The following is an 18,233-nucleotide window of genomic DNA, read 5'->3' on the forward strand; positions in this document are numbered from 1 at the left end:
CCTGTTGGCCTCCCTCAGAAAGGGATGCCCAAACGACGATAGAGGCTGGCCAGCACCCAGGCGGGGCCTACCAGCAGAAATTGCAGGTCGGTGAGAAAGGAGGGGCGTTTCCCCTCGATATGGTGACCGACGAACTGGGCTATCCAGAACAGCACGAACCCGATAAGGGCAGGCCACAGCAGCGGCCCCTGCCAGACGTGGCAGAAGGCCAGCCCCAGGGCGGTCAGGGCCGTCATCCCCGTAAAGATCGTCAACGACAGCCGCAGGTAGAAGACCAGCACCGGGATGGCCGCCAGCTCCGCCCAGTTGAGGGACGCTGGCAGGGGACCAGCGGGCAGGCACCAGAGCAGTGCCAGGATGCAGAGGTAGATGCCTGGCACCGCCACCTTGTGGATGGCCACATTGACGGGGTGTTGATGGCTCTGGCCGTAGTCGCGAAACCAGTCATCCAGTCGTTTCATGGCACCTCCCTGGTGCGCGTATTGAGGCCGGGCGACCTCGCGTTCCTGTGCGTCTGCGGCGGGCTGCGCCCACCGGATGGGATGACCCGCGGCTGATCACGCTCCCGGCGGCGGATATTCCCAACGCCGGGATACCGTGTCCGTTTATGCTCGCAGCGGTGGATATTCTCAACGCCGGATATCGTGTCCGTTTACTCCTGCGACGGTGGATATTCCCAATATTGGGCCGGAATGCTTTTGAGCAAGGGGGTCATGTCGGGATTGGGCAGGGCGATGGTGACTCTCTGCTCCAGATTCGCGCTGGCCAGGGCCTCGCGGATCTTGGGGTTCTCCCGAAAGAACGCCATGAAGCTGCCGTCGGCATAGGCACGCTCGAGGCCGGTCTGGATCGCCTTGGCCAGCTTCGGCGACTCCGGGCTGACGAAGAAGAACTCGGCGAAGGGGTAGCGGATCAGCAGGTGCTGATCGATCACCAGGTTGGGATATTGTGCCGCCAGCTCGCTGCGTTCGGCGAAGATTTCCACCAGACCACGGGGGAAGAAGTCCAGCTTGTCGCCGTCATTCATCAGGCGAAACAGGTTGCTGTAGCGCCCGGCATAGGTGGGAATGCCTGCCAGTTCCAGGATCTTGTTGTCGGCCCAGCCCACCCCCTGTGCGGCTTTCAGTTTCTTGAGGTCTGCCAGGGTGTTGATCTGGTTGAACCGCTCCTGGGCATCGGCGTGAATGAAGGAGAGGCGCAGCCCTTCCAGGCCACGAAACAGCGGGATTGGCACTGCGGTGAGGGAGGATTCCAGCGCGCTGGAGGTACCCATCCAGAACACATTGATGACCTTGCCCTTGGCAAGCGCCTGCTGGAGGCTGTACTGGTTGAGATTGAGGTCGACCCGCTCCAGCTTGTAGGGCTGCCCGGCGTGGTTGAGCGCCAGTTCCAGCAGCTTGAGCTGGTATTCGTTGTCGAGATCGTTGATCGGTCGGCTGGGGACCTTGACGGTGAGCGTCTGTGCTTGTGCCAGCAATGGCAGGCACAAGCACAGCCTGATGAGCCATTTCACGCTTTGATCTCCTGTAGGATCCGGGACTTGCCCGGAGTCTAACAGAAGTTGTCACGCTCTTGCTGTGAAAGGGGCCGGGGATCACCCGGCCGCGTCATCTTCGGGCATGGCCTGCCCTGTGCCCGGCTCGTACCGAGGCCGGGCTTGTTCGCCGCATCAGGCGACGCGACGGAACACGTGAGTGTCGTTGAATTCCTTGGTGCTCTGGCATTCAACACAGAAGCGGGACTCGGGACGGGCCTGCAGCCGCTTGAGAGAGATCTCGTCGCCACAGGATTCGCAATAGCCGAAATCCCCTTCATTGATCCGCTTCAACGCCCCTTTCAGCTTGCGCAGGTGCAACTTGTCGTGCTCGATGCGGTTCAGCTCCAGGCGACGGGCCTCCTCGACACTGGCACGGTCAATTTCATCCGCCATCTCGTTGGTATCGGTGGCGATAGCCTGGCTGGCCTGGGAGTTGAGACGTTCTTCGAGCTCAAGGATTTGTCGCTCGATCTGGCCTTTGTAGAAGGTCAGTTGGTCTTCTGTCATGAAATCACACATACGGTTTGCTACCAGTCAGTTTCCCAATGTTACCCATTGATGGGGGCTGTCTGTCGTCAGACCAAGCCCTTGTATCCCGTTTTGCACCAAATCCATGCAGGAGAGTGCAAATCAGGGCGGGCCTTGTACCAAAAAAATGCAGACATGCAAAGGAAATTGGATAAGGAGTGTGCGCCCTTGCAAAGAAATGGGCCTTCTCCGACAGGGTCTGACTGAGTATCGAACGAGATCCCGCCGCCGTTGGCATCGAGCTTGCAGTGGGCTGATCGTGACACAAAGTGTTTAGTATTTGGTGCCGAGCTGGTCATTATACAGGCCGTTGTTTATAGTTTTTTAAACACCGCTGCTTGACAAAGGCCTTTATCACGGGCTTTTATGGTGTGGTCGATTACATTTTCTTAACAAGGGTGTTCCTTATATTAGACACCCTTGACAATGGCAACCGTAAAGTCGGGGTTTAACATGGACAGTATCAAGGGCTGGATGGAGAGCAATCGCATCACGGAAGTGGAGTGCCTGTTTCCGGATTTCACCGGCAATGCCCGAGGCAAGATCATTCCAGCCAACAAGTTTCTGCGCGAAGGGGGCATGCGGCTGCCCGAGGTCATCTTCACCCAGACGGTGACCGGCGAGTACCCGGATGACGACAGCATGATAGACCCGCTGGAGCGGGACATGCAGCTCTATCCCGATCCCAACACCATTCGTTTCGTACCCTGGGCGCTGGAGCCCACCGCCCAGGTGATCCACGACTGCTTTGACGTCAACGGCAAGCTCATCGACATCGCTCCCCGCTCCGTGCTGCGCCGGGTTCTGTCATTCTACGAGAAGCAGGGCTGGAAGCCGGTGGTGGCGCCGGAGCTGGAGTTCTACCTGGTGACCCGCAACGAAGATCCCGACTATCCGTTGGTGCCGCCGGTGGGCCGCAACGGCCGCCCGGAAACGGCCCGCCAGTCGTTCAGCATCGATGCGGTGAACGAATTCGACCCCATCTTCGAGGACATGTACGACTACTGCGAGGCCCAGGAGCTTGAGGTGGACACCCTGATCCATGAATCCGGCGCCGCCCAGATGGAGATCAACTTCCTGCACGGGGATGCCATCGATCTCGCCGACCAGGTGTTTCTGTTCAAGCGCACCATGCGCGAGGCCGCTCATCGCCACGGCATCTATGCCACCTTCATGGCCAAGCCCATGAGCAACGAACCGGGTTCCGCCATGCACATCCACCAGAGCCTGGAAGACATGGATGGCAACAACCTGTTTGGTACCAGCGAAGGGGGCAACTCCGATCTGTTCATGCATTTCATCGCCGGCCTGCAGAAATACACCCCGGCAGTGACCGCCCTGCTGGCGCCGAACGTCAACTCCTACCGCCGCCTCACCTTTGGCGAGAGTGCGCCGCGCAACGTGCAGTGGGGTGTGGAAAACCGCACCTGCGGCCTGCGGGTCCCCTTCTCCGAACCGAGCGCACGTCGGGTCGAGAACCGCTTCGCCGGGGCCGATGCCAACCCGTATCTGGCCCTGGCCGCCACCCTGGCCTGCGGCTACCTCGGCATGCTGGAGAAGCTCGAACCCATGCAGGAGATGAAGGCGAGTGCTTATGACCTGCCCTACAGCCTGCCCCGCTCGCTGGAGGAATCGCTGAGCCACCTGGAGCAGTGTGAACCCATCAAGGACATGCTGGGGGAGCGCTTCATCCGCGCCTTCGTGGCCGTCAAGCGCAAGGAGTACGAGACCTACTTCGGCGTGATCAGCCGCTGGGAACGGGAATTCCTGTTGCTGAACGTCTGATCTGTCCCCGGGGGAGGCGAGGCCTCTCCCCGTCATATCGCAAGCAAGGTGCCGAAGGCCCGTCTCGCGGCGGCGCCCGCGACCCGGAAGGCACCGAGTATAGGTGAGGCCCGCTCTCGCAATGGAGAGGGGCGTCACCTGCAATCAACTGGCGACGATGTTCGCCCCATGGAAAGGCATCGAGCAGGCAAGAGAGTGCCAGCCCCGTGAATGGCAGTGACCGGGCAGGCCACCCGTGCCCTCATGAATGGCGACAAGATTCGCCGAATCGAAGGAACCGAGGAGCAAGCAATGCAGCACACCACCCGTGAGTGGCAGCAACTGGAAGCCAGCCATCATCTGCATCCGTTTACCGATTTTCAGGCCCTGAACAAGAAGGGCAGTCGCATCATCACCAAGGCCGAAGGCGTCTATCTGGAAGACTCCGAAGGCAAGCGCATTCTGGACGGGATGGCGGGTCTGTGGTGCGTCAACATGGGCTACGGCCGTCAGGAGCTGGTGGATGCCGCCACCCGCCAGATGCAGCAACTGCCCTACTACAACCTCTTCTTCCAGACCAGCCACCCCCCTGCTGCCGAGCTGGCCACCCTGCTGGCCGAGATCACGCCTTCCCACCTCAACCACGTCTTCTTCACCGGTTCGGGTTCCGAGTGCAACGACACCGTGCTGCGCATGGTGCGCCACTACTGGGCCAGCAAGGGACAACCTGACAAGCAGGTGATCATCAGCCGCCACAATGCCTATCACGGCTCCACCGTGGCGGGGGCCAGTCTGGGCGGCATGAAGGGGATGCACGCCCAGGGCGGCTTGCCCATTCCGGGTATAGTACACATCGACCAGCCCTATCACTTCGGTGAGGGAGAGGGCATGAGCGCCCACGAGTTCGGTCTGGCCCGTGCCCGCCAGCTGGAAGAGAAGATCCTGGCACTGGGGGTGGACAAGGTGGCCGCCTTCATCGGCGAGCCTATCCAGGGTGCGGGGGGGGTCATCATTCCCCCCGAGAGCTACTGGCCCGAGATCCAGCGCATCTGCGACCAGTACGGCATCCTGCTCATCGCCGACGAGGTGATCTGCGGCTTTGGCCGCACCGGTCACTGGTTTGCCAGTGAAGGTTTTGGCATCAAACCCGACCTCATGTGCCTGGCCAAGGGCATTACCTCCGGCTATCTGCCGATGGGCGCCGTGATGGTGGGGGACAGGGTTGCCAGGGTGCTGGTGGAAGAGGGGGGCGAGTTCAACCATGGCTTCACCTATTCCGGCCATCCGGTCGCCTGCGCCGTGGCCATTGCCAACATCCAGCTTATGCAAAGGGAGAGCATAGTTAAGCGAGTTCATGATAGTATCGGCCCCTATTTGCAGCGCCGCTGGGCTGAGCTGGCGGACCATCCGCTGGTGGGGGAAACCCGTGGAAAAGGCCTGGTCGCCGCGCTGGAAATAGTGCAGGACAAGCAGACGAAACGTCGCTTCCCGGCCGAGCTCCATGCCGGGATGACCTGTCGGGAGTTCTGTTTTAACAATGGCTTGGTGATGAGGGCTGTCGGCGATACCATGATCATATCGCCCCCCTTGGTGATCACCGAGGAACAGGTGGATGAATTGGTCAAACTGGCCAGGCTCAGTCTGGACCTGACGGCTGCAAAGCTGCGGGAATAGGCGGGAACCGGGCAGGTTGGCTTACGCATACAATTTGCTTAGGAGACAAGGACTATGTCTTTTAAAAAGGGAATGATGGCTGCTTCCGTGGCGCTGGTCATGATGAGTACCGGGGCGATGGCCGACGAGAAGGTGCTGCACGTCTACAACTGGAGCGACTACATCGCGCCGGATACGCTGGAAAACTTCCAGAAGGAGACGGGCATCAAGGTGGTCTACGACGTGTTCGACAGCAACGAAGTGCTGGAAGCCAAGTTGCTGGCAGGCAAGTCGGGCTATGACATCGTCGTACCGTCCAACCCCTTCCTGGCCAAGCAGATCAAGGCAGGTGTCTTCCAGAAGCTGGACAAGTCCAAACTCTCCAACTGGCAGAACCTGGACGTCGACCTGCTCAAGGCGCTCGAACCGAGCGATCCGGGCAACCAATACTCCATCCCTTACCTGTGGGGCACCATCGGCTATGCCTACAACGCCGAGAAGGTGAAGGCCGTGCTGGGGGCCGATGCCCCGGTGGACTCCTGGGATCTGGTGTTCAAGCCGGAGAACATGGCCAAGCTGAAGGAGTGCGGTGTCTCCTTCCTCGACTCGCCGACCGAAATGCTGCCGGCCGCCCTGCAATACCTGGGCTTCAAGCCGGACAGCCAGAAGCCGGATGAGCTGAAGAAGGCAGAGGAGCTGTTCCTCTCCATCCGTCCCTATACCGCCTATTTCCACTCCTCCAAGTACATTTCGGATCTGGCCAACGGCAACCTGTGCGTGGCAGTGGGTTACTCCGGTGACCTGCAGCAGTCCAAGGCGCGTGCCGCCGAGGCCAAGAACGGTGTCAGCCTGACTTACACCATTCCGAAAGAGGGGGCAGGCAGCTTCTTCGACATGATCGCCATCCCGGCGGATGCCAAGAACGTCGAGGCGGCCCACACCTTCATCAATTACCTGATGAAGCCGGACGTGATCGCGAACATCACCAACGTGGTGCAGTTCCCGAACGGCAACAAGGCGGCCACGCCGCTGGTGGACGAGGCGATCCGTACCGACCCGGGTATCTACCCGACGCCGGATACCCTCAAGAAGATCTACACCTTCCCGGATCTGCCGGCCAAGGTGCAGCGTCTGATGACCCGCAGCTGGACCAAGATCAAGTCAGGCAAGTAAGAGTGACGAGTACCCCTCCCGGTCCGCAGTTCGGCCGGGAGGGTGGTGACCACCCGACAGGTTGGACGGCGCGTATGGATGCGCGACTGGCAAAATCACACAAATGAGGACTGATAAGTGCACATGACCAAGATGGCAACGCTGGCCCTGACCCTGGGGTTTGCAAATCTGACCCAGGCAGCCCCTGTGGTTCATTTTTACAACTGGTCCGATTATATCGGCGAGACCACCCTCAGTGACTTTCAGCAGAAGACCGGGATCAAGACCGTCTACGACGTGTTTGACTCCAACGAGACGCTGGAAGGCAAGCTGCTGACCGGACGCACCGGCTACGATCTGGTCGTGCCCTCCAACAATTTCCTGGCCAAGCAGATCAAGGCGGGGGCCTTCCAGAAGCTGGACCTCACCCTGCTGCCAAACCTGAGCAACCTGGACCCCATGCTGCTCAAGCAGCTCGAGAAGGTGGATCCGGGCCATCAGTACGCCGTGCCCTACCTCTGGGGCACCAACGGCATCGGCTACAACGTCGACAAGATCAAGGAAGTGCTGGGTGTCGACAAGATTGACTCCTGGGCGACCATCTTCGAGCCGGAAAACATGAAGAAGCTCTCCCAGTGCGGCGTGGCCTTCCTCGATTCGGCGGACGAGATGATCCCGGCTGCCCTCAACTACCTGGGGCTCAACCCCAACAGCCATGAGTCGGCGGATATCAAGCGGGCCGAAGAGCAGCTGCTCAAGGTGCGCCCCTACGTGGCCTACTTCCACTCCTCCAAGTACATCGGTGACCTCGCCAACGGCAACATCTGCGTGGCGGCGGGTTTCTCCGGCGACATCCTGCAGGCTGCGTCCCGGGCCGAGGAGGCGGGCAAGGGGATCAATATTGCCTACAGCATCCCCAAGGAGGGTGGCAATCTCTGGTTCGACATGATGGCGATCCCGGCCGATGCCACCAACGTGAAAGAGGCTCACGCCCTGATCAACTACATTCTCGAACCGCAGGTCATCGCCAAGGTGAGCGACTATGTGGGTTACGCGAACCCGAACATCAAGGCGGGAGAGTTCATGGACAAGGCCGTTCGCGAGGACGAGTCAGTCTATCCCCCCCAGGCGGTGCTTGAGCGTCTGTATGTGCAGGAAGCACATCCCCGTTCGGTGCAGCGCCTGATCACCCGGAGTTGGACCAAGATCAAATCCGGAACCTAACCTTGGCGCCCATCCCGGGGCGCCAGATTGTATTGATGGATCGGCCCAGGCCGGAATCACCTTTGGGAGTTTGGTAATGGCGATAGCCTCCAGTGCCTACAAGAAAGCCCTCGAGGGCAGCCAGCAGCGTAAAGAAGTGCTGGTCAAAATAGACAGGGTAAGCAAGCAGTTCGACGAAACGCTGGCGGTCGACAACGTGTCTCTCAACATCCACAAGGGCGAGATCTTCGCCCTGCTGGGTGGGTCCGGCTCCGGCAAGTCCACCTTGCTGCGGATGCTGGCCGGGTTCGAGCGACCCACGGAAGGACGGCTGTTCCTCGACGGCGTCGACATTACCGACATGCCGCCCTATGAACGCCCCATCAACATGATGTTCCAGTCCTATGCCCTGTTTCCCCACATGACAGTGGCCCAGAACATCGCCTTCGGCCTCAAGCAGGATGGCCTGCCCAAGGCGGAGATCGATGCCCGGGTGGAAGAGATGCTCAAGCTGGTGCAGATGACCCAGTACGCCCGCCGCAAGCCGCACCAGCTCTCCGGTGGTCAGCGTCAGCGGGTGGCCCTGGCTCGTTCCCTGGCCAAGCGTCCCAAGCTGCTGCTGCTGGATGAGCCCATGGGAGCGCTGGACAAGAAGCTGCGCTCCACCATGCAGCTCGAGCTGGTCGAGATCATCGAGCGGGTGGGCGTGACCTGCGTCATGGTGACCCACGATCAGGAAGAAGCCATGACCATGGCCGAGCGGATCGCCATCATGCACCTCGGTTGCATCGAGCAGATCGGCAGCCCGATGGACATCTACGAGACCCCGGCCAGTCGGCTGGTGTGCGAGTTCATCGGCAACGTCAACCTGTTTGACGGCCTGCTGGTGGAGGATGAGCAGGACCACGCCATCATCGCCTGTGCGGATCTGGAGCAGCCCATCTATGTGGGTCACGGCATCAGCTCCCGGGCGGAGAACAAGAAGGTCACCTATGCCCTGCGTCCGGAAAAACTGCTGATGAGCCTGCAAAAGCCGGAAGAGATCGAGCATCCGGACTTCAACTGGACCAAGGGCGAGGTTTATGACATCGCCTATCTGGGCGGCCATTCCGTGTATCACATCCAGTTGCCCTCGGGCAAAATCGTTCAGGCTTTCATCGCCAATGCCGAACGCCACGGCAAACGGCCGACCTGGGATGACCAGGTGTTCCTCTACTGGGAAGATGACAGCGGCGTGGTGCTGCAATCATGAAGGCATTGAGACGACTCAAACAGGTGGGAGGGCGGCAGCTGGTCATCGGCATCCCCTTCTTCTGGCTGTTCCTCTTCTTCCTGCTGCCCTTCATCATCGTCGTGAAGATCAGCTTCGCCGAAGCGGACGTGGCCATCCCGCCCTACACGGACGTGGTGAGCTGGGCAGACAATCAGCTCACCATACTGCTCAATCTGGGCAACTACCTGCTGCTGCAGGAGGATGAGCTCTACATCGCGGCTTATCTGGGGTCCCTCAAGATAGCCCTGGTCAGCACCCTGCTCTGCCTGTTGATCGGTTATCCCATGGCTTACGCCATTTCGCGGGCCAACAAGGAGACCCAGACCGTTCTGCTGCTGCTCATCATGATGCCGACCTGGACGGCGATCCTGATCCGGGTCTACGCCTGGATGGGGATCCTCAGCAACAACGGCCTGCTCAACAGCGTCCTGCTGGGCATCGGGGTGATCGACGAACCGCTGCAGATCCTCAATACCAACCTGGCGGTCTATATCGGCATCGTTTACTCCTACCTGCCGTTCATGGTGCTGCCGCTTTATGCCAACCTGGTCAAGCACGACCAGAGCCTGCTGGAGGCGGCCTCCGATCTGGGTGCCCGCAACCTGACCCGGTTCTGGCAGATCACGGTGCCACTCTCCAAGAACGGCATCATCGCCGGTTGCATGCTGGTCTTCATCCCGGTGGTGGGCGAGTTCGTCATCCCCGAGATGCTGGGTGGCCCGGAGACCCTGATGATCGGCAAGGTGTTGTGGCAGGAGTTCTTCAACAACCGTGACTGGCCGGTGGCCTCCGCCCTGGCGGTGGTGATGCTGGCGGTTCTGATCATTCCCATCATCCTGTTCAACCGCAACCAGGCCAAAGAGCTGGAGGGCAAGGCATGAGACGTTTCGGTTTTGCCAAGCTGATGCTGTGGCTGGGGCTGCTGTTCATCTACCTGCCCATGATCATCATGGTCATCTACTCCTTCAACGCCTCCAAGCTGGTGACGGTGTGGGGGGGCTGGTCGCTCAAGTGGTACTTCGGCCTGCTCGACAACAAACAGTTGATCGGGTCCGTGTTCCGCTCCTTGGAGATCGCCTTCTACACCGCCATCGCGGCGGTGGCGCTGGGGACAGTGGCGGCCTTCGTGCTGACCCGGATCCCTCACTTCCGTGGCCGGACCCTGTTCGGCGGCATGGTGACGGCGCCGCTGGTGATGCCCGAGGTGATCACCGGTCTCTCCCTGCTGCTGCTGTTCGTGGCCATGGCCCAGCTGGTGGGTTGGCCCGCGGAGCGGGGCATGCTGACCATCTGGATAGCACATACCACCTTCTGTACCGCCTATGTGGCGATCGTGGTGTCGGCGCGGCTGCGGGAGCTGGATCTCTCCATCGAGGAGGCGGCCATGGACCTGGGAGCCAAGCCCTGGAAGGTGTTCTTCCTGATCACCATCCCGATGATCGCCCCGTCGCTGGCGGCGGGTGGCATGATGTCGTTCGCCCTGTCGCTGGATGATCTGGTGCTGGCGAGCTTCGTCTCCGGCCCGGGTTCGACCACCTTGCCGATGGAGGTGTTCTCGGCGGTGCGTCTCGGCGTGAAGCCCGAGATCAACGCCATCGCGAGTCTGATCCTGCTGTCGGTATCCCTGTTCACCTTCGGTAGCTGGTATCTGATGGCCCGGGCGGAGAAACGCCGCCGTGCCGAAATCGCCATGACCACCCAGATGCAGGCAGTTGCCTGACTTGCCCCGTGATAAGATCCGCATTCCCCCATCCGTCAGGAGAATGGAATGCGGATCTCCCTCTTCATCGGCCAGAGCGCCGAACTGAACCCAGAGCAGGCCCCCGGCCTCATCAGTGCCATCCACAAGCAGCCTGCCGACGCCCCTCTGTGGTGCGATTTCCTCGGCCTTCGCGGGGATGAGCAGAGCGACAGACGCCATCATGGCGGCCCGGATCGGGCCCTGCACCATTACCCTGCGGAGCACTACGCCTGGTGGAAAACCTGGCAAACCGCGCTGGGACTGCCTGTACCGCGCACACCCTGGCAGCCTGCCGCCTTTGGCGAGAATCTCTCTGGTTCGGGGCTGACGGAGGTGCAGGCTTGCATCGGCGATGTCTATCGACTTGGAGAGGCGCTGATCCAGATAAGCCAGCCCAGATCCCCCTGTTTCAAGCTCAACCAGCGCTTTGGCTATGGCCAGCTCTCCCAGGTGATGCAGCTGAGTGGTCGCTGTGGCTGGCTGCTGCGGGTGCTGGAAGAGGGAAGGGTGGATCCGCAGGGGGAGCTGACACTGGTGGACAGACCCTACCCTGAGCTGACGGTGAAGCGCACCGCCGACATCCTGTTCAACCAGGCCCGCAACGAGGAAGAGCTGCAACTGCTGCTGGAGAACCCGGCGCTCTCTCCCAACTGGCGCCAGCATGCGGCTCATTGGCTGGAACATGGAGTGGTGGCGGATTGGAGCCGGCGTTTGCTGGGGCCGACCGAGTTCAGGTTGCCTCGACAGGACTGAAGGCAGGCGGAAAGATACCTTGTGGGCGATTTTTCCTGCGACTCGCTGAATTATTGAGCGTAAAGCCATTTTTTTAGAGTGAATGCAAAAAAAGGCTTGTGTCGGGTCGGGGCTTTCGGTAAATTCTCGCCCCGCAGACATCGGTGTGTAGCGCAGCTTGGTAGCGCACTTCGTTCGGGACGAAGGGGTCGGAGGTTCGAATCCTCTCACACCGACCACATTTGAAAAGGCCGCTCAATGAGCGGCCTTTTCGCATTTGGTCTGTTGAAGCAAAGCTGACATTTCCATTGTCGATTGCTGCAGCTGCTGCTCCGATCTTCCTCATCTGCCCAACTAAAAGGGCCACCGCTCGGTGGCCCCACTGGTGGAGTCTGATCCTGACTCCGGCACTCTAGATTGTGACAATCTCGTTGTGGGTCTTGTCGATGGTGCCCTCCTTGCGCCCCAGGCGCTCATTCAGATATGCCAGTGTTGATGCCGCAATGCCTTGAAACCGTGTTGGGTTTGCAGGGCCGCATGCTTGGGGTACTCACTAATGAAATGTGCTATTCCCTCCATCAGTTGTGAACGCAGCGAAGACACGGGCTCATGCCAGGCTTGCAGGCAGAGATGACCAGGGATCAGCTGCTCTCGATACGCTTCCAGCAGCGATTCCGGCCAGGGCTCGATATGGGAATCGTGACGCAGTAAATAGTGGGCGGCGGGTTCACGGGCATAGATGAACTGAACTTGGGCCAGGTCGCGTTGGCTTAGCGTTTGGCTGCCGATATGGCAAGTCAGATATTTTCCCGTCTTCAGATTCAGGAAGTGACCGCGTTGCCGACAGGCAATGATGCGATACCAGGGCAGGGGTGAACAGAGAGAATACCCCTCCAGCTCCTGTTCCAACCAGTGACGGCACTCTGGGGTCTGCACTTCTTCGCGCATGGCCTCAAGTCGTGTCAGCAAGGCTCTGGATGGTTGGGTAGCCAGTATCGCGCTCATCGTCTGCAATCCTCCCTCTGCACAGAATCCCGACTTTCAGTATGGACCCTGAGCGGAGGAGGGGGTAAGAATTCTAATGATTAAAATCAGCTTAGAAGCGCACTTTTTATGCAATAAAAACCATTAGCCGACGAGGTAGGTCCCCGTGCCGAAGGCGATGTGAGTGCCCTCTTCGTTGTGCAGCTCCATGCGGGCGACCGCGACCTTGCTGCCTGCCCGGATGATGTGGGCGGTGGCGATGAACTCGTTGCCGCGACCGGGACGAAGATAGTCCACCCGCAGATCGATGGTGCCAAGCCGCGAGAAGCGCTCCTTGAGATAGCTGGGGGAGAAGTCCTCCAGCTCGTCGATGCAGGAGGCTGCGACTATCATGCCGCCCGCCACGTCGAGCAGGCTGGCGGTGACGCCGCCGTGCAGTATGTTGTGGAAAGGGTTGCCGATGAGCTTCTGTTCCATCTTGATGCGCAGCTCCACTTTATCGAAGTCGTAGTGGGTGACTTGCATGCCGATCAGCTTGTTGAAGGGCATCTTTTCGGCGAACAGGTTGGCTATGCCACTGAGCGCCATCTTCTTGAGCATCTGTTTCATTCCTTGAGTCCGCCCTGTCATCAAAGCCGAGTAAAAACTCCAGCCAGTCTGCAACACTTCCTTAACACTCGCAATGGCAGGTTTATTGTGGGCGGCGGCTGCTTTAGAATGGCGACCCCAAAGGAGAGCCCATGACCGTCATTGCCGAAACCCTGCCTGACCCTCAGCCAGAGAATCCCCTTGCCCTGTTGCAGGCGGTGTTTGGCTATCAGCAGTTTCGGCCGGGCCAGCTCGAGGTCATCGAGCAGATAGTGGCGGGGCGCGATGCCCTGGTGCTCAAACCCACCGGCGGCGGCAAGTCGCTTTGCTACCAGATCCCGGCGCTGCTGCGACCCGGGCTCGGTGTGGTGGTCTCCCCCCTCATCTCGCTGATGAAGGATCAGGTCGACACCCTGCGCGCCAACGGCGTGGCGGCGGTCTACATCAACTCGGCACTGAGCCGGGAAGAGATGATCCAGAACTTTGCCGCCATGCGCCGGGGCGAGATCAAGCTGGTTTATGTTTCCCCCGAGCGTTTGCTGCAGCACGAGTTCATGGACCGGTTGGCGGAGTTGCCCCTCGGCCTGTTCGCCATCGACGAGGCCCACTGCGTCTCCCAGTGGGGGCACGATTTTCGGCCGGAATACGCGGCGCTGGGACGGCTCAAGCAGTGGTTTCCCCAGGTGCCGGTGGTAGCGCTCACCGCCACCGCCGACGAGGCGACCCGCAGCGACATGCTGCACCGGCTGGAACTGAACGATCCCTTCATCCACACCGCCAGCTTCGATCGGCCCAATATCCGCTACAGCCTGGTGGAGAAGTTCAAGGCAGCGGAGCAGTTGCTGCGCTACGTGCAGAGCCAGAAGGGCAACTGCGGCATCGTCTACTGCTCCAGCCGCAACCGGGTGGAGGAGGTGGCCGAGCGGCTATCCCGTCACGGCTGCAAGGCGGCACCCTATCATGCCGGCCTGCCGCTCGAGCTGCGTCAGCAGACCCAGGAGGCCTTCCTCAAGGATGACATCGAAATCGTGGTGGCGACGGTGGCGTTCGGCATGGGCATCGACAAGCCCAACGTGCGCTTCGTGGTGCACTACGACATCCCGAAGAACATCGAATCCTACTATCAGGAAACCGGCCGCGCCGGGCGTGACGGCACTCCGGCCGAGGCACTGCTGCTCTACGATCCCGCCGACATTGGCCGGGTGCGCCGGCTGCTCGACAACATCGAAAACCCCCAGCAGTTGCAGGTGGAGCAGTACAAGCTCAACGTGATGGCGGCCTTCGCCGAGGCGCAGACCTGCCGCCGTCAGGTGCTGCTCAACTACTTCGGCGAGTACAACGACAAGCCTTGCGGCAACTGCGACATCTGCCTCGATCCGCCCCAGAGTTATGACGGCACCGAAGATGCCCAGAAGGCGCTCTCCTGCGTCTGGCGGGTGGGACAGAATTTCGGGGTGGGTTATGTGGTGGAGGTGCTGCGCGGATCGCTGAACCAGCGCATCAAGGATCACGGTCACGACAAGCTGTCGACCTACGGCATCGGCAAGGATCAGAGCCACGAATACTGGATGAGCGTCATCCGCCAGCTGATCCACAAGGGGTTGCTGACCCAGAACATCACCCGCAATCTGGTGTTGCAGCTGACCGAAGCGGCTCGACCCGTGCTGCGTGGCGAGATGAAGCTTGAACTGGCAGTCCCCCGCCTGCAGCCCATCTCCAGCCGCAAGGAGAAGCGCAACGGCCTGCTCGACAACGCCAACTATGACAAGCGGCTGTTCAAGGAGCTGCGCGCCCTGCGCAAGCAGGTCGCCGAGGATGAAGAGGTGCCGCCCTATGTGGTGTTCAACGACGCCACCCTGGTTGAAATGGCACAGCTCATGCCGATGACCGAGGAGGAAATGCTGGCGGTCAACGGTGTCGGTCACCGCAAGCTGGAGCGCTTCGGTGAGGCCTTTATGGACCTGATCATCGACTACTGCCGCCGGTAGGGTCGGCCCAGGTAGACCTTGTCATCGACCGCTGCAGGCCCAGGCCGGTAGGCTGGCACAACAAACAGTGAAAAGGCGCCCGTTGGTCGGCGCCATGCGTTATTTCAGGCTGGCGTAATAGGCTGCCAGATTCTCCATGTCCGCCTCGGTCAGCATCGCCATGAAGGGAACCATCAGCGGCTCGGTACGGGAACCCTCCTTGAACGCTTTCATCTGCTTGAGCAAATAGGCCTGGTTCTGGCCCGCGAGGTGGGGGTAGGTCGGGACGCTCGCCTTGCCATCCGCGCCATGACAGGCGGCACAGACCACGGATTTGGCCTTGCCTGCGTCTATGTCGGCCGCCTTGGCCTGATGGCCCCAGGCAAGCGCCAGCAGGGGCAGGGTATAGACCCACTTTGGCATTGTCTTCTCCTTGAAATGAATAATCGTGATCGCCTGTTAGCCTCGACGAGCCGACGGCGGTATAAAGAGTGACACGAGCATACGCAGGGACAACCTCCATCACCATGAAGTTGATCAACACTTTTGCCACCGAACTCCCCTGGGCTTGCGAGCCCGTTGCCCCGCAGCCGCTGCATGGCCCCAGATTGCTGCATCTGAACCGTGTGTTGCTTGGTGAGCTGGGGCTCGGGGAGGTGAGTGAGGCGCAGTGGCTCGCTTGTTGCGGCCAGGGGCAGCCCCTGCCGGGCATGCAGCCGGTGGCCCAGGTCTATGCGGGCCACCAGTTCGGTGGTTACAGCCCGCGCCTCGGGGATGGCCGCGCTCTGCTGCTGGGGGAGCAGCTGGCGCCTGATGCCAGCCGCTGGGACCTGCACCTCAAAGGGGCGGGCAAGACGCCATTCTCCCGCTTCGGCGACGGCCGTGCCGTGCTGCGATCCAGCATTCGCGAGTACCTGGCTTCCGAGGCGCTGCATGCCCTCGGCATTCCCACCACCCGGGCTCTGGTGCTGCTGGGCAGTGACGAGCCTGTCTACCGGGAGCAGGTGGAGAGCGGGGCGACCGTGCTGCGCACCGCGCCGAGCCATCTGCGCTTCGGTCATTTCGAGTATTTCGCCTGGAGCGGGCAGGGGGAGAAGATCCCCGCCCTCATCGACTATGCGCGGCGTTACCACTTCCCCGAGCTGGCCGATGGCGCCGAGCTGTTTGCCGAAGTAGTGCGCCGCACCGCGCGGCTCATCGCCAAGTGGCAGGCGGCGGGGTTCTGTCACGGGGTGATGAACACCGACAACATGTCCCTGCTCGGGTTGACCCTGGATTACGGCCCCTACGGCTTCATCGACGCCTATGTGCCGGACTTCGTCTGCAACCACTCGGATCCGGACGGTCGCTATGCGCTGGATCAGCAGCCTGCGGTCGGATACTGGAACCTGCAGAAGCTGGCACAGGCGCTGGCCGGCCATGTGGATGGCGACGCGCTCGCGTCGGCCCTGGCCCAGTACGAGCACCAGCTGATGTTGCACTACTCCGAGCTGATGCGCGCCAAGCTGGGGCTGGCGGTGTGGGAAGAGGAGGATCCGGCGCTGTTCCGCGAGTTGTTCCGGCTGCTGGCGGCGCACAAGGTGGATTACCACCTCTTCCTGCGACGTCTCGGTGAGGTGACGCGAGAGGGAGCGTGGCCCGCCCGCCTGCTGGCCCTGCTGCCCGATCCTGCCGTCTGGCAGGGGTGGCTTGAGGCCTATCGGGCGCGCCTCGCCCGGGAAGGGAGCGTGGATGGCGTGCGCAAGGGGCAGATGGATGCGGTCAATCCCAAGTATGTGCTGCGCAACGCCCTGGCCCAACAGGTGATAGAGGCGGCAGAGCAGGGCGACATGGCGCCGTTCGAGCGGCTGTTTGTTGCCCTGCTGCACCCCTATGATGAGCAACCGGAATACGAGGATCTCGCCACCCCGCATCCGGGCTGGTATTGCGGGGGCGAGCTCTCGTGCAGCAGTTGAGGAGCAACGGATGAACTGGCGTATCACGCAGACAGACAGGGAAGCCGGGGTGGTGATGCTGACCTGCCCAGGCCTTGACTGGGACAGCTTCCCGACCCTGGCCGAGGCCCTGTTGCAGGAGTGGGAGCTGGCGGCCCTCGAGCGGGAGTGGGGGGCGGATCGCCACAGCTGGCTGCTGGAGTTTGAAGGCAGCCGCTTTCGGCTCGAGTACGAACATTACAGCGGCTGCTGGCTGGCGGCGGTGCAGCCGGACGACGCGGAGGCGCTGCTCTGGCTGGCTCGGCAGTCCCGGGAGTGAGCTTTGCGTGCGATGCGAGTCAATCCCTTGAGATAACCGCATAAAGATTGAACTATCAATTTTGGGGCGTATAATCTTGCCCCTTGATTATCGCCATGGTGGCGATATGGGTTCCCTAACCCCATTAACCAAAAAGGTCACAATATGAACCTGACTCCGGCTCAGTACCAGACGGCACTGATGCGTCTCTCGTTGTTCCACATCCTGATCATTGCCAGCAGCAACTACCTGGTGCAGCTGCCGATCACCATCTTTGGCTTCCACACCACCTGGGGTGCCTTCAGCTTCCCGTTCATTTTCCTGGCCACCGATCTGACGGTGCGGATCTTCGGCGCCGGCCTGGCACGCAAGATCATCCAGACCGTGATGCTGCCGGCATTGACCGTGTCCTACGTGCTCTCGGTGCTCTTCTTCGAAGGGAGCTTCCAGGGGGTGGGCAATCTGGCAGAGTTCAATCTCTTTGTTGCCCGGATCGCGTTAGCCAGCTTTATGGCCTATCTGGTGGGCCAGTTCATGGATGTGGTGGTGTTCAACCGCCTGCGCCTGCTGAAAGCCTGGTGGGTGGCTCCGGCGGCCTCCACCCTGTTCGGCAATCTGGTGGATACCATCGCCTTCTTCAGCATCGCCTTCTGGCGCAGCACGGATCCCTTCATGGCCGAGCACTGGGTCGAGATCGCGACCGTAGATTACGTATTCAAGTTGCTGATAAGTCTGGGGTTGTTTGTGCCGCTTTACGGTGTGCTGCTGCGCTATCTCAGCCGCAAGCTGGTGGGGGAGGCCGGATTGGCTGGCCTGCAAGCTGCTACGCGACAAGCCTGACGAGATTGACCACCCCCATGGGTGGTCAATTTTTTTGCG

18 protein-coding genes and 1 tRNA gene are annotated in these 18,233 nt (G+C 60.8%); 13 read left to right on the forward strand and 6 right to left on the reverse strand.

The features are described 5' to 3' along the window. Positions 1–14 precede the first annotated feature (14 nt). The 3 genes from ACB037_RS17210 to ACB037_RS17220 form a co-directional block, all read right to left on the reverse strand. Positions 15–461 carry a DUF962 domain-containing protein gene (locus ACB037_RS17210; protein ID WP_043153437.1) on the reverse strand — a complete coding sequence of 149 codons (447 nt, stop codon included), beginning with the start codon at positions 459–461 and terminating at the stop codon, positions 15–17. 191 nt (positions 462–652) lie between these two features. Beyond that, entirely contained in the window at positions 653–1,513 is an 861-nt protein-coding gene (locus tag ACB037_RS17215; RefSeq protein WP_010676062.1) for a hypothetical protein, read from the reverse strand. A 156-nt stretch (positions 1,514–1,669) separates the two neighbouring features. Next, on the reverse strand, positions 1,670–2,056 hold the full coding sequence (locus ACB037_RS17220) for a TraR/DksA C4-type zinc finger protein (RefSeq protein WP_010676061.1): 387 nt from the start codon (positions 2,054–2,056) through the stop codon (positions 1,670–1,672). A 462-nt stretch (positions 2,057–2,518) separates the two neighbouring features. Here ACB037_RS17220 and ACB037_RS17225 point away from each other — a divergent pair, with 462 nt between their 5' ends. From ACB037_RS17225 to ACB037_RS17265, 9 genes are all read left to right on the forward strand, one after another. Then, positions 2,519–3,850, forward strand: a complete 1,332-nt coding sequence (locus ACB037_RS17225; protein ID WP_010676060.1) for a glutamine synthetase family protein — start codon at positions 2,519–2,521, stop codon at positions 3,848–3,850. Between the two features lie 291 nt (positions 3,851–4,141). Then, positions 4,142–5,503, forward strand: coding sequence for an aspartate aminotransferase family protein (locus ACB037_RS17230; RefSeq protein WP_010676059.1), 1,362 nt, complete (start codon positions 4,142–4,144; stop codon positions 5,501–5,503). 54 nt (positions 5,504–5,557) lie between these two features. Next, positions 5,558–6,655, forward strand: coding sequence for a polyamine ABC transporter substrate-binding protein (locus ACB037_RS17235; RefSeq protein ID WP_039039663.1), 1,098 nt, complete (start codon positions 5,558–5,560; stop codon positions 6,653–6,655). Between the two features lie 123 nt (positions 6,656–6,778). After that, on the forward strand, positions 6,779–7,858 hold the full coding sequence (locus ACB037_RS17240; RefSeq protein WP_371175652.1) for a polyamine ABC transporter substrate-binding protein: 1,080 nt from the start codon (positions 6,779–6,781) through the stop codon (positions 7,856–7,858). Between the two features lie 76 nt (positions 7,859–7,934). Next, positions 7,935–9,089: a polyamine ABC transporter ATP-binding protein gene (gene potA / locus ACB037_RS17245; protein WP_010676056.1), complete on the forward strand. Its 1,155-nt coding sequence runs from the start codon at positions 7,935–7,937 to the stop codon at positions 9,087–9,089. Beyond that, on the forward strand, positions 9,086–9,991 hold the full coding sequence (locus ACB037_RS17250; RefSeq protein WP_010676055.1) for an ABC transporter permease subunit: 906 nt from the start codon (positions 9,086–9,088) through the stop codon (positions 9,989–9,991). The genes potA and ACB037_RS17250 overlap by 4 nt, the downstream gene beginning before the upstream one ends. Then, complete coding sequence (locus tag ACB037_RS17255; protein ID WP_010676054.1) at positions 9,988–10,830, forward strand: ABC transporter permease subunit; 843 nt, start codon at positions 9,988–9,990, stop codon at positions 10,828–10,830. Before ACB037_RS17250 ends, ACB037_RS17255 begins: the two co-directional genes overlap by 4 nt. Before the next feature lie 48 nt (positions 10,831–10,878). Further along, complete coding sequence (locus tag ACB037_RS17260; protein WP_371175653.1) at positions 10,879–11,604, forward strand: MOSC domain-containing protein; 726 nt, start codon at positions 10,879–10,881, stop codon at positions 11,602–11,604. 141 nt (positions 11,605–11,745) lie between these two features. Next, positions 11,746–11,822: transfer RNA gene (locus ACB037_RS17265), tRNA-Pro, on the forward strand. A gap of 238 nt (positions 11,823–12,060) precedes the next feature. On the opposite strand, the gene ACB037_RS17270 is transcribed toward ACB037_RS17265, so the two are convergent. Beyond that, a complete protein-coding gene (locus ACB037_RS17270; RefSeq protein WP_010676052.1) occupies positions 12,061–12,588 on the reverse strand; it encodes a hypothetical protein in 528 nt (175 codons plus the stop codon). Between the two features lie 123 nt (positions 12,589–12,711). After that, positions 12,712–13,176, reverse strand: coding sequence for a thioesterase family protein (locus ACB037_RS17275; protein ID WP_039039661.1), 465 nt, complete (start codon positions 13,174–13,176; stop codon positions 12,712–12,714). 131 nt (positions 13,177–13,307) lie between these two features. On the opposite strand from ACB037_RS17275, the gene recQ reads away from it, so the two are divergent. After that, entirely contained in the window at positions 13,308–15,143 is a 1,836-nt protein-coding gene (gene recQ, locus ACB037_RS17280; protein WP_371175654.1) for an ATP-dependent DNA helicase RecQ, read from the forward strand. A gap of 99 nt (positions 15,144–15,242) precedes the next feature. On the opposite strand, the gene ACB037_RS17285 is transcribed toward recQ, so the two are convergent. Then, positions 15,243–15,545, reverse strand: a complete 303-nt coding sequence (locus ACB037_RS17285) for a cytochrome c (protein WP_043153448.1) — start codon at positions 15,543–15,545, stop codon at positions 15,243–15,245. Between the two features lie 104 nt (positions 15,546–15,649). Here ACB037_RS17285 and ACB037_RS17290 point away from each other — a divergent pair, with 104 nt between their 5' ends. The 3 genes from ACB037_RS17290 (at position 15,650) to ACB037_RS17300 (ending at position 18,194) form a co-directional block, all read left to right on the forward strand. Then, positions 15,650–17,077 (forward strand): YdiU family protein, encoded by a 1,428-nt coding sequence (locus ACB037_RS17290; protein ID WP_371175655.1) that lies wholly within the window; start codon positions 15,650–15,652, stop codon positions 17,075–17,077. Positions 17,078–17,087: 10 nt separating this feature from the next. Further along, a complete protein-coding gene (locus ACB037_RS17295; protein WP_041211964.1) occupies positions 17,088–17,375 on the forward strand; it encodes a DUF3630 family protein in 288 nt (95 codons plus the stop codon). Positions 17,376–17,519: 144 nt separating this feature from the next. Beyond that, the gene (locus ACB037_RS17300; RefSeq protein WP_010676046.1) at positions 17,520–18,194 is read left to right on the forward strand and encodes a 7-cyano-7-deazaguanine/7-aminomethyl-7-deazaguanine transporter; all 675 of its coding nucleotides are present in this window, start codon (positions 17,520–17,522) and stop codon (positions 18,192–18,194) included. Positions 18,195–18,233 lie beyond the last annotated feature (39 nt).

The organism is Aeromonas sp. S19(2024) (assembly GCF_041402625.1).
Lineage (GTDB): Bacteria > Pseudomonadota > Gammaproteobacteria > Enterobacterales > Aeromonadaceae > Aeromonas > Aeromonas caviae.